Genomic DNA, 13,693 nt, shown 5'->3' on the forward strand with positions numbered 1-13,693 from the left:
TCAATGCAAGACCAGAAGCTCATCAGAGCAACTCGATTGGCAATTGGCGGTCTACCACATCCGCCTATCCGCTCCCTAATCGGCAATAACGGGTACGGTAGGGATCGAACCTACAACCGTCCGCTTAGAAGGCGGATGCTCTATCCATTGAGCTACGTACCCAGGAAAGCACAATTATAGATCATACCTCCAACAGTGACAAGTGGTAGGACTAATTTTTGCCGTTGCCCCTCTTTGCCACTGTCCAAGCTTAATGATGATGGTGATGTCCGTGGTGGTGATGATGGTGATCGGAATGAATGTGAGGAATTGTTACAGAACTATTGACAGATAAGGCCTCTTGTGATAGCAAAGCTTCGATATGTTCCCGGGCCCAATCGGCAGCCATCCGGCAAAATTCGGGGTTATCGTTGACACAGGCCATCTGCACATAGTTAACTTGGTCGTGTTTGCGGCGTAAAGCTTCGATAATATGCTCTACATCTAGTAAAGTTTCGTGATTTTCCGTAGCAAAGCCAATTGGCATGAAAATTAAAGCTTTTGCCCCTAATTCGATTAAATTCTTCGCCGCTAACTCCGCATTCGGTTGCGTCCATTTAATTAAAGGGGTTTGGTGATTTAACCAACCCACAGAAATCAAGGGATAACGATAGATTAATTTTTCCCGGACCAACTCGTATAAAGCTTGACTTTCATCGATTCCCGACGTAAATCCCTTCGCTTCGTGGGGACAACCGTGATTCATTAAAATAATGCCAATTTGCGAGGGAAGACAGCTACTAGCTACCTCAGCAGTGATTTTTTCCTCCACTAACCGCGCCATTAGATCTATATAAGCGGGTTGGTTGTAAAACGAGGGAATGTAGCGCAATCCTTTCACCCAATGTTCCCCCGTTTGTCCTTGAGCTAAAGCTTTGTTAACTTGTTCGATCGCAATGCCACTGGTAAAGATAGAATCAACAACTAGGAGAGGATAGATCAAAATTTTCTCGAATCCCCGTTCGCGGATTTCCGTTAATACCTGTGCCGGTAAAAAAGGCGCGCAGAAGTTAAACGCTTTGAATACCTCCACCCGATTACCCCATTTTGCCTGTAAATTGCGCTCGATTTCCTGTCTTTGATGCTCGAAAATGTGGTTATGGGGTGAAATAAAGTGATTATGCTGGTGCTGCCATTCGTGCAGGTCAAATATAGCCAATAATTTCCCTAGGGGAGGATAAACCCAAGTCGGTACAGGAGCGAACTTAGCCGTCAGCAGATTTAAGGCCTGTTCATTATAGTTGGCAAAGTCCTCGTAACTCTCCACTTCCCCGTATCCCATCAATAATACCGCCACTCGATCGCTGTGGTGGTGGGTAGCGGCTAACTGTTGTTGATCTGAAATGGCAACCACGTTTTTAACCCCGATTTTCTAAGTGAAAAACGCTATATCACTGGGATAGTAGCACTTTTCTATCCTATCCCCTGGCACGGCATAGACCGCTAAAAATTTATAACCTCTACAGAATTATACAGATTGCTTATCATCTTCATTAATAAAACGAGATGTAAAGAAACTTTAAATAATGTTAAGATCGTTGTAGTCCCACTTATGAGAGATATGACAGCAGGCGTGTTTGGTAGCTTACCTTTTCCCAATCAGAGCGGCGATCAACTCATCAGTAAGGCGGTGAGTGCTGCGATCGCTGCATTATTCAAACGCACAGGCAAGCTGACAGCGACTGTCCGCGCCGAACCCGTAGCCAAATTACTGCAAGGCAGTATCGACGGTTTTGACTTTATCGGTCAGTCGATGCTGATGTACAATGGCCTACGCATCGAAGCTATGGAATTGTATGTGCAAGCGGTGGCGATCGATTTTAGTGCCATTTTTACCGGACAGGTGAAACTCCGTCAACCGACGCGGGCCACTTTGCGGGTAGTTTTAACGGAAGAAGACTTAACCACCTCTTTTAATACACCTTTTATCGTCGAAAAACTGCAAAGATTGGAGTACGAAGGTAAATCAATTCACTGTCAGAATACAGAATTAATTCTCAATGACGACAAAACTTTAACTCTGAAAAGTCTGATTAAATTGGCAGAAGAAGAACCAATTCTTCTAGAAATGACCGCTGCTGTCATTGTGGAAGAACGGCGAAAAATTCAATTTGTTGAGGTAGTTTACCAAGGGGACGAAAGATCAAAAGCTTTAGGAGAAGCTTTAATCAGCCATGTTAACAACCTCATGGATTTAGATAAATTTGCCCTCGATGGTACTCAATTAAGGGTCGATCGACTACGTTTAAAAGATAAACAGATCATCTTTTATGGTATCGCCGATATCGAGCGTTTTCCCCAAAGAAAATAGGCAGTATTTTTGGCTTTTAATCGTGCTTGTGGCTACAGGGAGGCACAGGATCGTAACCTCCGGGGTGAAAAGGATGACAACGGAGAATACGCTTAATTGCTAACCAAGAACCGCGCAGCACACCAAAGCGATCAATCGCTTCCATGGCATACTGGGAACAGGTGGGTTGAAAACGACAGGAAGGGGGAAATAGCGGCGAAATAAACCGTCGATATCCCTCAATTAAGCCAATAAAAATTCCTTTCATCAATGTCACCTCGATCGCCTAAACTAAATAGATAGTCAATTTTCGCTTTTGCCCCGTGGAACTATCCCACTCTCTCCTATTTTCGATCGGTTTGGTCGCCTGTTACTTAGCTGTTCTGATTCTGATCGCTGAAAAATTAAAAAGTCTTTTCAGTACCGATGGCGAAATTACCCGCAAAGTTGTCCACATTGGCACGGGAAACGTCATCCTTTTTGCTTGGTGGTTAAATATCCCCGCTTGGGTGGGAATAAGTGCCGCAATCCTAGCGGCAACTATCGCTATCCTATCCTATTTTTTCCCATTTTTACCCAGTCTTAATAGTGTTGGTCGCCGCAGTTGGGGAACTTTTTTTTATGCTGTTAGTATCGGTGTTCTCGTGGCTTATTTTTGGCCAATTTCTCACCCCGAATACGCAGCAATGGGTATTTTAATTATGGCTTTGGGAGACGGATTAGCGGCCCTAGTCGGACAAAATTTTGGTCAACATCCCTACAAAATTTTCGGCAGTGGCAAAAGTCTGGAAGGTTCCCTGACTATGTTAGGAGTCAGCTTTTTAGTCAGCTTGATTATTTTATCTTTTATTAATGGCATTAATCCGCCAATTATTTTAGTATCTTTATTAACAGCGATCGGAGCTACTATTCTAGAAACTTTCTCGAAACTAGGTATAGATAATCTCACTGTACCGATTGGTAGCGCCGCCATGGCCTATTTTCTTACCCAAATTTTCATCTCAAGCTAGTTTATCTCAGCTTGGCCGAATCTAAAACCTCATTGGTTAAGCTAAGTAGGGAGGCACAATTATTTGTAGGATGGGTTAGTGGTAGCGTAACATGATCGGGTGTTGGGTTTCATGCTTCAACCCAACCTACGTTCTGTACCGATAACTGATAACTGATAACTGATAACTGAAATGGCATTTACTATCACTCAAAACCAAAATCAATACCTTACCTATTGTCTCAAGGATGAAGATGCTGACGCTTATCTGGAAGTGGTTCCCGCTAGGGGAGGAATCATCACCCGTTGGCAAATTTGCGGAGAAGATATTTTATATCTGGACAGAGAAAGATTCAAAGATACTAACCTCAGTGTCCGCGGAGGCATCCCAATTTTATTCCCTATCTGCGGCAACTTACCCGATAATACCTATCAACACCAAGGCCGAAACTATACCCTGAAACAACACGGATTTGCGCGTGATTTACCCTGGCAAGTCTGCAAACAAAGCAGCGAAACCGCCGCTAGTTTAACCCTAGAATTAAACAGTAATGAAGCCACTCGTCAAGTCTATCCCTTTGATTTTCAATTAATCTTTACCTATCAACTGCAAGGAAACAGCCTCAAAATTCACCAAAAAGTTATTAATCTTTCCCCCGAAAAAATGCCCTTTTCTATCGGGTTCCATCCCTATTTTCAAGTCACCGATAAAACCAGATTATCCTTTGATATTCCCTCCTCCCAATACCTCGATCAACGCACGAAAACCTTCCACTCCTACTCTGGTAACTTTGATTTTAATCTCGAAGAAATTGATGCCGCTTTTCCGCAAATTACGCGCCATCAAAGTAGTTTTAGGGATTCCTCTCATCAGCGTCAAATTATCCTCGGTTACGATGATCTCTATACAACTATAGTTTTTTGGACCCTGAAAGATAAAAATTATATCTGTCTCGAACCTTGGAGCGCTCCCCGCAACGCCCTCAACACAGGCGAACATTTGACCTACTTAGAACCCCAGAGTAGCCGTGAGGCGATCGTGGAAATGCGAGTCAATCAAATTTAAATTTCCCCTTGACTTAGCCCCAATAAGATGTTATATTGATAAATCGTGTGCAGAACACGAAACGGGTCGCTAGCTCAGCGGTAGAGCACTCGGCTTTTAACCGATTGGTCTTGGGTTCGAATCCCAGGCGACCCATAAAAACTTACTGATACAGAAAGATTGACTTGTCTTCCCCTGTCTATGGATTAGCCTTGCATACCAGCAGTCCCCAACTAGGACTGGCCCTCTCTAATTTCAGCGATGATAGTCGTCAACAAACTTGGGACTTAGACAGGGACTTATCGAACCTATTCCACCCCTATCTAAAACAGTTCCTAGCCCCGCAAAAATGGGCTGATTTAGCCTTTCTAGCCACCGCTAAGGGGCCGGGTAGCTTTACCAGTACCCGCATCGGTATAGTCACCGCTAGAACCCTAGCACAACAATTACAGCTACCGATTTTTACCGTCTCCAGTTTAGCGGCCTTTGCTTGGTCACAACGGGATTTTTATCCCCTCGATACCTATCTAGCCCTAGAAATGCCCGCCACTAGGGGACAATTGTATGTGGGCATCTATCGGGGTAATCGGGTATATTTAGCTGATAGCCTGATGACTCCAGAACAATGGCAGCAGACTTTAGAAAACTTAACTATTCCCTATCAAAGATTAGCCACACCCAGTTATTTAGGCATAAATGCCCCCGCTATCCTCAATTTAGCCTATTTAGATTGGCAAACGGGAAAACGCCCCCATTGGTCGGAGGCGCTACCATTTTACGGGATGTGATTAGCAATTCCCTCTTTTTTTCAAACTATAACCAGCTAATCCGAGGGTTACTAATCCTAAAACTGCGCTAGGTTCTGGGACAGGTTTCACGGAATAAATTGCCAGATTACGACTAAGTTCATTGGCAACAATTAACAGGGGAGTACCATTAGGACTATCGGCAGCGGGAATAAATAATAATCCTTCGGGGGAGATATCGCCTAATTGCCAATCGTTGATATAATTAACAAAGAAAGGATTACTAGGGTTGGTAATATCATAAACCATGAAACCGCCAGCCCTTTCTATTCCCACAAAACTATAGAGACGATTGCCCACGGTTCCCACGGCTAAACCTTCCGGTTCTGGGCCGCGGTTATCGCTACGACTATCGAAACTGCTAGGAGTACCATCGGAATTAAAAATACTAGGAGTTAGGGGAGTTGCTGAAAAACCCGCTAAAATTTGTTCAAAATCATCGCCACTATCGAAGACTTGGGACAGTCCATTAGTTACATTCCAGATCGAAAAAGAACGACCACCATAGGCAAAAAGTTGGCTATATTGACCTTGGGCATTAAGTCCGTCGATGGTGGAAACATCTAAACGGCCGAGATTTCGGGCTAATTGCAAGTCTGCCGCATTAAGGAAAACATTGGGGTCTAAAGTTAGAGTAGAAACTCGTCCGGCCTCATTTCTAGTATCCCCTTCATTGGCAGTAATTAAATAGGTTTGTCCAGCGATGGTAACGGTAGCAATCGTATCCGGTTGATATAAGCCAAAAACCGGCCAATTCTTAATTCTCACTGCTGGGGAATTAGCCGATCCTCCAAATACTACCCCATCTCGATCGCTTGCATCTAAACCATTACCCGGTGCGTTAAAATCCTTAGCTCCTAGGGGTAAAATACTGGTGACTTGAGCGTTAACAATATCGACTATCGCAATAGCATTATTTTCCTGTAGAGACACCCAGGCAGTGGTTCCATCGTCGGCAACGGTGATGTATTCTGGTTCCACATCTTGGGAAACCGTTTGACCTGGAAAAATACGGACTCCCTGATTTCTTAAAGCATTCTCTTGACCATTAAAACTGGTAAAGGTAGCAGTGTTGACCGTGGCATTGAGAACACCAGCACTAAGGTCAATGATACTAACGGAACCATCGGGATTGATCGCGCCTCTCGCTTCCCCTTCATTAGCGACCAAAACCCGATTACCGTCAGGAGTAAAGGTTAACATATCCGGTAAAGCACCCACAGTCACCTGACTCTGAAAGACACCATTAGTATTAAAAAAGACCACACTGCCGTTATTGGTAATCGGACTAGCTTCCATGGCCAGGGCCACGATACCATTTTTGATGGCGACACTGTTCACACCCGCACCGTAGGAGCTAAGATCGATCGAGGGTAAGCGAATTGGACTAGCGGGATTGCTGATATCGGCAATATCTAGACGATTATTGGGACCGATTACGAATAATTTTCGACTAGCTGGGTCATAAGCGGGAATTTCTGCCCCGAAGTTATTAGCAGCATTTGTACTATTGCCAAGACTGCTCAATCGGGTGATATTTAAAGCTGAGGCCGATTCAGTAACAATATTGATACTGCCAGCAATTGACAGCAAGGTTAATAAAAATTTCCCATGGTGACGACAGATAGCATGAATCATATTTTTAGCTGAAAACCTGCAAAAAAAAGGCTAAACAATCGCATTTTTTCAGACCCAAGTTAAAGGCAGATTAAACAAGAGGGAAATTAAGGATATCTTCAAAATTTGGCCAAGGACAGTAAAAGCGATCGAGGAGATGGGGAGACCCGATCGCTTTTTAGTTGAACGGCTCATTTACCGGAGTGATAACATGGTTTAGTATAAGCTCGATCAATATGGAATCAAGACTCGTGTTATCTATTCTCCTAGCCGATTTCAAGATCATTTTTGAACGTGACCCCGCTGCCCGCAACTGGTTAGAGGTACTGTTTTGTTATCCTGGATTACAGGCTTTACTGTGCCATCGCTTCGCCCATTGGCTATATCAGATCGGGATTCCCTTTATTCCCCGTTTAATTTCCCATCTTGCCCGTTTTCTGACTGGTATTGAAATTCACCCTGGCGCCCAAATTGGTCAGGGTGTGTTTATCGACCATGGTATGGGAGTTGTCATCGGAGAAACCGCCATTATCGGTGATTATGCCCTCATCTATCAGGGAGTTACTTTAGGAGGGACGGGGAAAGAAAGCGGTAAACGTCACCCGACTCTAGGGGAAAATGTGGTCGTCGGCGCTGGGGCTAAGGTTTTGGGTAATATTTATCTGGGTAATAACGTTCGCGTCGGCGCTGGTTCTGTGGTTCTGCGCGATATTCCCGCCGATTGTACCGTTGTTGGTGTACCCGGTCGTTTAATCTATCGCGCCGGGACGCGGGTGGAACCCCTCGAACACGGTGATTTACCCGACTCGGAAGCGGTGGCTATTCGCGCTTTGGTGGACCGCATCGAACAACTGGAAAAACAAGTGTACGAATTGCGGCTAGAACGGTCAAAAGAACCAGATTATCGGATTAATTGCCCAGTTTTAGCCCATTTAGAAGAAGAAGCGAGTCATAGCTGTTGTCCTGGGGCCGAGCGAGATATGCGCGAGTTTCTCGAACGGGCGGTTTAACCCCGAGAATCTTTTGATATGATAGAAGACTGGTTTTTTAGTAGCTGAAACCCATTCGTCAAAGCTATGATTGTTTAGGACTACTTGGCATCGTCCGATGGCTCAAACTGACTCGATCCGTATCCGTGGCGCTCGACAACACAATCTGAAAAATGTTGATCTCGAATTACCCCGCAATCAGTTGATTGTTTTTACCGGAGTTTCGGGATCGGGCAAATCTTCCCTCGCTTTCGACACCATTTTTGCCGAGGGACAGCGCCGCTATGTGGAGTCCCTCAGCGCCTATGCGCGCCAATTTTTGGGACAATTAGATAAACCCGATGTGGATGCGATCGAGGGTTTAAGTCCAGCTATTTCCATTGACCAAAAATCCACTTCCCACAATCCCCGTTCTAGTGTGGGAACTGTAACGGAAATTTACGATTACTTGCGTTTATTGTTCGGTCGTGCTGGGGAACCCCATTGTCCCCATTGCGATCGCAATATTGCCCCCCAAACCATCGATCAAATGTGCGATCGAGTGATGGAATTAGCCGATAAAACCCGATTTCAAATCTTAGCCCCGGTAATTCGCGGCAAAAAAGGCACTCATAAGCAATTAATCTCTAGTTTAGCCTCCCAAGGCTTTGCCCGGGTGCGGATTGACGGCAAGGTAGTAGAATTATCCGAGGGCATCGAGTTAGATAAAAAACATCTTCATGATCTTGAAATTGTTATCGATCGCCTGATCAAAAAAGAGGGTTTACAGGAAAGATTAGTGGATTCTTTAACCACTTGTTTAAAGCATTCCGACGGTGTAGCGATTGTGGAAATTCTCGATGAGAATAACGAAGATAATCCCGAAGTTACCAAAGAAATTGTCTTTTCTGAGAAATTTGCCTGTCCCGAACACGGGGCAGTTATGGAGGAATTATCCCCCCGTTTATTCTCTTTTAATTCTCCCTATGGTGCTTGTCCCAACTGTCACGGATTGGGCAGTTTACGGAAATTTTCGGCAGATTTAGTCATTCCAGACCCGAAACAACCGGTTTATTCTGCTATTGCCCCTTGGTCAGATAAGGATAATTCCTACTATCTTTCTCTCCTCTACGGTTTAGGGCAAGCTTTAGGTTTTGAAATTCAAACTCCTTGGCAGAAACTAACAAAAACCCAGCAAGATATCATTCTCTATGGGAGTAAAGAACCGATCTATTTTGAAGATGATTACCGTTACGATACTGGCCGCGGTTACTATCGAGAATTTGCGGGAGTTATCAATATCTTAGATAGGAATTATCAAGAAACCACCTCGGAAGTTATTAAACAAAGACTAGAGAAATATATTGTTAACCAAACCTGTGAAGTTTGTCACGGAAAAAGATTAAAACCGGAAGCTTTATCGGTACGTTTAGGACAATATACGATCACGGATTTTACTGGAGTTCCCATTCGGGATTGTTTGCAGAGAATTAATGATTGTCATTTAACCCCAAGACAAGCATTAATTGGGGAATTAGCTCTCAAAGAAATCAAAGCGAGACTACAATTTTTAATCGATGTGGGATTAGATTATCTTACCCTCGATCGACCGGCGATGACTTTATCTGGGGGAGAATCCCAACGAATTAGATTAGCTACTCAAATCGGTTCGGGATTAACGGGAGTATTATACGTTCTCGATGAACCTAGCATCGGATTACACCAAAGAGATAATAGTAAACTGTTAGAAACCCTGCAAAGATTGCGAGATTTAGGTAATACTTTAATTGTCGTCGAACACGATGAAGAAACGATTCGGGCAGCCGATTATGTGGTCGATATCGGTCCGAAAGCGGGTATTCATGGCGGAGAAATCATCTGTCAAGGTAGTTTTAAAAATCTTTTAAAGTCGAAAAAATCAATAACAGGGGCCTACCTATCGGGACGCAAAGTTATTGAAACTCCTCCCCAAAGAAGGTATGGGAATGGTAATGCTTTAGTTTTAAAAAATTGCCATCAAAATAACCTAAGAAATATTGATGTAACGATTCCTTTAGGAAAATTAGTCTCGATTACGGGGGTATCTGGTTCAGGTAAATCCACCTTAATTAATGAGTTATTATATCCAGCTTTACAACATCATTTAACCCGTTTAACTCCCTTCCCCAAAGAGTTAGATAAAGTGGAAGGATTGGACGCGGTTGATAAAGTAATTGTCATCGACCAATCACCGATCGGACGCACCCCTCGGTCAAATCCTGCCACCTATACGGGGGTTTTTGACATTATTCGCGAGATTTTCACCGAAACCATCGAAGCAAAAGCTAGAGGTTACAAAGCGGGGCAGTTTTCTTTTAATGTTAAGGGAGGACGCTGTGAAGCTTGCCTAGGCCAAGGGGTAAACGTGATCGAGATGAATTTTCTCCCCGATGTCTATGTGCAGTGTGATGTGTGTAAAGGGGCGCGTTACAATCGGGAAACCCTACAGGTTAAGTATAAAGGTTATTCGATCGCCGATGTCTTAGATATGACGATCGAGGAAGCATTAAAAGTCTTTGAAAATGTCCCCCGGGCCACCACCAGATTACAAACTCTCGTGGATGTGGGTTTAGGATACTGTAAACTCGGTCAAAGCGCTCCCACTTTATCCGGTGGAGAAGCGCAAAGGGTGAAATTAGCGGCCGAATTATCCCGACGGGCCACGGGAAAAACCCTATATTTGATCGATGAACCGACTACGGGGTTATCTTTTTATGATGTGCATCATCTCTTAGATGTGTTACAAAGATTGGTCGATAAAGGTAATTCGATTATCGTCATCGAACATAATCTCGACGTGATTCGCTGTAGCGATTGGATTATTGATTTGGGACCAGAAGGAGGGGACAAGGGAGGAGAATTAATCGTGGTGGGAACACCGGAAACCGTGGCTAAATGTGAACAATCCTACACTGGTCATTATCTTGCCCAAGCATTACTTCAATATCCCCCAAAAAAGCAGGATAATAAGTAATGGGATAAAATTAACTTCTTGGTTAGGATAGGCAAGAGGCAAGAGGTAGTTAGATATGTATAATTAGGGTTTGCTGAATAAATCTAAAAACCTTATCCAACAAGGTTTTTAGACTTTTTTTCCCTCAAAAAGTGCCGACACTTGGAGTGATTGGGGGGAAAATTCAGGGACTTTTTCCCTGAAAATTAGGTAATTGGCCACCTCAAAACTGGTAAAACCCCACACCCCACACCCCACACCCCACACCCTACCCCCACCGAAAAACTTTTTCAGCAGACCCTACTTATTAGGGAATAACACAGAGATAATAAAGCCAATGATCAAGATTAGCATTTAACTCTTGTTCGCTTTTAATTTCCTGACCGGTTTTCCAAGAATAAATTTTAATATCTTGAAAGTAGGACTTTAACTGTCTTAATTGTTCTTTGGGTGTGGCGTAATAATTTTGCAGACGAAAATTATGGGGTTCATCCCGAATAATTGCATAGTCAGCAGTCAATAACTGTTCGTAGCTAAGAGAGGGATTACAGGCACGCAAAATCGCCCAGATGACTAAATTGACATAGCTACTAAAAGGATTCAAACTAATCTTTTTTTTCCAATCGAATTCTGGGATAATTCCCTGAAGATTATGACTAGAAAAACAAAAATAACCCCCCGCTTTACCGATGCGGCTAATTTCCTCTAAAACTAGAAAACGGTCAGCATGGGAAATATAATCAATGCCATTAAAACTAAAGAGAATAAAATCAAAATAATTATCGGCAAATTGTTCTAGATTTCTAGCATCGGCCACTTGCCAGACTAAATGGGGAAATTTTTGACAACAAGCGGCGATCATTTCCGCAGAATAATCGACACCGATATATTCTCCCACAAGAGGGGCAAAATACTTCGTAGTCCGTCCCGCACCTACCCCTAAATCAAGCATTTTCATCGTCGATAAACGCTCTTGCAGCAGGGTTAAAATTGTCTTTTCTGCTGGCTGTAGCTCGCTTAATTGGGCATAATAACCGACAATACTAGGGTCTCTATAGGTTTGCTGATTTTTATCCTTAATCATTCTCGATCGCTCTTTCCTACTGCCATCTTTAGGAAAAGATTTAGACTATCATAAGATGCGCTTAAATTATCCAATTGGCATCAATTACAAGGATAGCATTTTCCAAAAGTGATCAAAGAAATATAAAGTTATTTTATAGTATTAGCCATAATTAAATCTCCCAGTCTTCATATTTTAAACCATCTATCCGACTGAATTCACCGATATTATGAGTGATTAAAATTAACTCATTAGCCATAGCAATAGCTGCAATTTGTAAATCATAACCACCGACAGGAATACCTAATTGATTTAATTGAGACCGAATTCTTCCAGCAATTTTTGCAGAATTTTGGTCAAAAGGTAAAATCTTAAATTGATTACAGAAACGCTCTAGCTTCGCTAAATTTTGCTCTTTTCTACTGCTTTTGTAAGCCCCATAATACAATTCTAATTGTACCACAGTAGATAAATAAATCTCGTCTGGCTGATGTTTTGCTAACTCATGAGTAACAGCCAAACTACTATTATTAAGTAGCTTAAACAAACATTTGTATCTAACAGATAGGTCATAGTAGTTGTTCTCTTTCCTCATAATCTGGCTGTTTTTCTCTTACTAATAATTCACCTTCCCAACCGCCAATTACTTCTTCAAAGAAGCCTTCTTGCCATTGCCTAAATGTAGTTTTTTCTTCTTTTTCTTTTAGAGATATTGGCTGATAAACTAAGGTGACTTCTAAATCTGTGTTTTTAAGTTCAGGCGGTAAAGATATTTGTAATGTTCCATCTTCTCCCACATGGGTTTTAAAACTAATTGTTTTCATGGTTTCAGCTAAGGTTACTACTATCATAAGGATAGTATAATATGTCCTCGTCTGACAAGGTGCGTCCCCTGCGGTCTTTTAACCATAAAGACATCTTCACCCCAAACAGGTCGGACATGACAGAAACACCATCCGATGAGAATGGCCATACATCCCACTCAAGACCGAGACGATGGATACTACTCTCTCACGGTAGCCGCTCTTTCCTACTACCATCTTTAAGAAAAGATTTAGACTATCATAAGATGCGATTAAATTATCAACTTGTCATCAATGGAGATTTTTAGCTCTTTTTTCCCATCTACAAGCATAGCATTTTCCAAAAGTGATAAAAGAGGTGTAAAGTTATTTTATAGTAGTTGTCTTTGATAGCCTGGAAATTGTCCTGACGACTTCCCAAATTGCTCCCCACCTGACCCACCGTCCCAACCTCCAGTTGGCGAAAGTAGATAGTGCCGAGATTGACTTGCAGCAGTTTGATTATCTGCTCAACCAGATCCATCCCGGTTGAGCGAGTCGCCGTCGGTTGTCAGATATCTGATCAGAGGCTTGCAGCGATCGCCTAGTTTTAAATTGAGTTACGCGCAAGATCAGGTATTTGTGTTTGAGCAACGCTAAGAGAGAAAAAGCAGCGGGGACCACATATCTGTATAAAGTGCTACAATAATCTAAGATTCCATCAAAGGTTAGATTATCAAACGCCGACTCAGGACTATCAAGGTCGGAAAACCTCGTTCGATAGTCTGAGCAGAGGCAAGACAATCGGTTAGAACTCATTGACCATCTGAGACTGTCCAATCGTTGGGATCGACTTCGGGTATGGGTGAGGATATCGAGCCGCAATTGTCAGGGTAACACCAAATCCCCCTGATTCAGTGCAGTTGAAAAGCCTTCTTGTTCCTAGTGACCACTTCAGTGGTCCCTGATGATAACTGGGTTTTGCTAACTGGATTTGGGATAAACCTGCCTTAGTGCGGTTTTGTTGTTACCTAAAATGTCGGATGAATGCCCCCGCTACATTTTTCGACAAGATACTCACCTTTGCGGGGGATGAAATCCGA

12 protein-coding genes and 2 tRNA genes are annotated in these 13,693 nt (G+C 43.0%); 7 read left to right on the top strand and 7 right to left on the bottom strand.

Annotated elements, in window-relative coordinates; all coding sequences use genetic code 11:
* Positions 1–89: 89 nt before the first annotated feature.
* Positions 90–162, bottom strand: a tRNA-Arg gene (locus tag GQR42_RS05000).
* Between the two features lie 88 nt (positions 163–250).
* Positions 251–1,393 carry a ferrochelatase gene (locus GQR42_RS05005; protein WP_158199135.1) on the bottom strand — a complete coding sequence of 381 codons (1,143 nt, stop codon included), beginning with the start codon at positions 1,391–1,393 and terminating at the stop codon, positions 251–253.
* Between the two features lie 198 nt (positions 1,394–1,591).
* Here GQR42_RS05005 and GQR42_RS05010 point away from each other — a divergent pair, with 198 nt between their 5' ends.
* The gene (locus GQR42_RS05010) at positions 1,592–2,350 is read left to right on the top strand and encodes an LmeA family phospholipid-binding protein (protein ID WP_158199136.1); all 759 of its coding nucleotides are present in this window, start codon (positions 1,592–1,594) and stop codon (positions 2,348–2,350) included.
* A 16-nt stretch (positions 2,351–2,366) separates the two neighbouring features.
* On the opposite strand, the gene yidD is transcribed toward GQR42_RS05010, so the two are convergent.
* Positions 2,367–2,597: a membrane protein insertion efficiency factor YidD gene (gene yidD, locus GQR42_RS05015; protein WP_002757748.1), complete on the bottom strand. Its 231-nt coding sequence runs from the start codon at positions 2,595–2,597 to the stop codon at positions 2,367–2,369.
* A 55-nt stretch (positions 2,598–2,652) separates the two neighbouring features.
* On the opposite strand from yidD, the gene GQR42_RS05020 reads away from it, so the two are divergent.
* The 4 genes from GQR42_RS05020 to tsaB all read left to right on the top strand — a co-directional run bounded on the left by GQR42_RS05020 (position 2,653) and on the right by tsaB (position 5,150).
* Positions 2,653–3,339 carry a diacylglycerol/polyprenol kinase family protein gene (locus GQR42_RS05020; protein WP_158199137.1) on the top strand — a complete coding sequence of 229 codons (687 nt, stop codon included), beginning with the start codon at positions 2,653–2,655 and terminating at the stop codon, positions 3,337–3,339.
* 171 nt (positions 3,340–3,510) lie between these two features.
* Positions 3,511–4,383 carry an aldose epimerase family protein gene (locus GQR42_RS05025; RefSeq protein ID WP_158199138.1) on the top strand — a complete coding sequence of 291 codons (873 nt, stop codon included), beginning with the start codon at positions 3,511–3,513 and terminating at the stop codon, positions 4,381–4,383.
* A 63-nt stretch (positions 4,384–4,446) separates the two neighbouring features.
* A tRNA-Lys gene (locus GQR42_RS05030) sits at positions 4,447–4,518 on the top strand.
* A gap of 29 nt (positions 4,519–4,547) precedes the next feature.
* The gene (tsaB, locus tag GQR42_RS05035; protein WP_158199139.1) at positions 4,548–5,150 is read left to right on the top strand and encodes a tRNA (adenosine(37)-N6)-threonylcarbamoyltransferase complex dimerization subunit type 1 TsaB; all 603 of its coding nucleotides are present in this window, start codon (positions 4,548–4,550) and stop codon (positions 5,148–5,150) included.
* Here tsaB and GQR42_RS05040 read toward each other — a convergent pair whose 3' ends face one another.
* Positions 5,151–6,806 carry a choice-of-anchor I family protein gene (locus GQR42_RS05040; protein WP_158199140.1) on the bottom strand — a complete coding sequence of 552 codons (1,656 nt, stop codon included), beginning with the start codon at positions 6,804–6,806 and terminating at the stop codon, positions 5,151–5,153. It abuts the gene before it with no gap.
* 215 nt (positions 6,807–7,021) lie between these two features.
* Between GQR42_RS05040 and cysE the strand changes: the two genes are divergently transcribed.
* Complete coding sequence (gene cysE / locus GQR42_RS05045) at positions 7,022–7,795, top strand: serine O-acetyltransferase (protein ID WP_158199141.1); 774 nt, start codon at positions 7,022–7,024, stop codon at positions 7,793–7,795.
* A 97-nt stretch (positions 7,796–7,892) separates the two neighbouring features.
* A complete protein-coding gene (gene uvrA, locus GQR42_RS05050) occupies positions 7,893–10,766 on the top strand; it encodes an excinuclease ABC subunit UvrA (RefSeq protein ID WP_158199142.1) in 2,874 nt (957 codons plus the stop codon).
* 286 nt (positions 10,767–11,052) lie between these two features.
* Here the strand turns inward: uvrA and GQR42_RS05055 are convergent, their stop codons facing one another.
* The 3 genes from GQR42_RS05055 to GQR42_RS05065 form a co-directional block, all read right to left on the bottom strand.
* On the bottom strand, positions 11,053–11,829 hold the full coding sequence (locus tag GQR42_RS05055) for a class I SAM-dependent methyltransferase (protein WP_158199143.1): 777 nt from the start codon (positions 11,827–11,829) through the stop codon (positions 11,053–11,055).
* A gap of 151 nt (positions 11,830–11,980) precedes the next feature.
* The gene (locus tag GQR42_RS05060; protein ID WP_371731304.1) at positions 11,981–12,328 is read right to left on the bottom strand and encodes a PIN domain-containing protein; all 348 of its coding nucleotides are present in this window, start codon (positions 12,326–12,328) and stop codon (positions 11,981–11,983) included.
* Between the two features lie 49 nt (positions 12,329–12,377).
* Positions 12,378–12,632: a hypothetical protein gene (locus GQR42_RS05065; protein WP_233271274.1), complete on the bottom strand. Its 255-nt coding sequence runs from the start codon at positions 12,630–12,632 to the stop codon at positions 12,378–12,380.
* Positions 12,633–13,693 lie beyond the last annotated feature (1,061 nt).

It is taken from the genome of Microcystis aeruginosa FD4 (assembly GCF_009792235.1).
In the GTDB taxonomy this organism is placed as follows: Bacteria; Cyanobacteriota; Cyanobacteriia; order Cyanobacteriales; family Microcystaceae; genus Microcystis; species Microcystis viridis.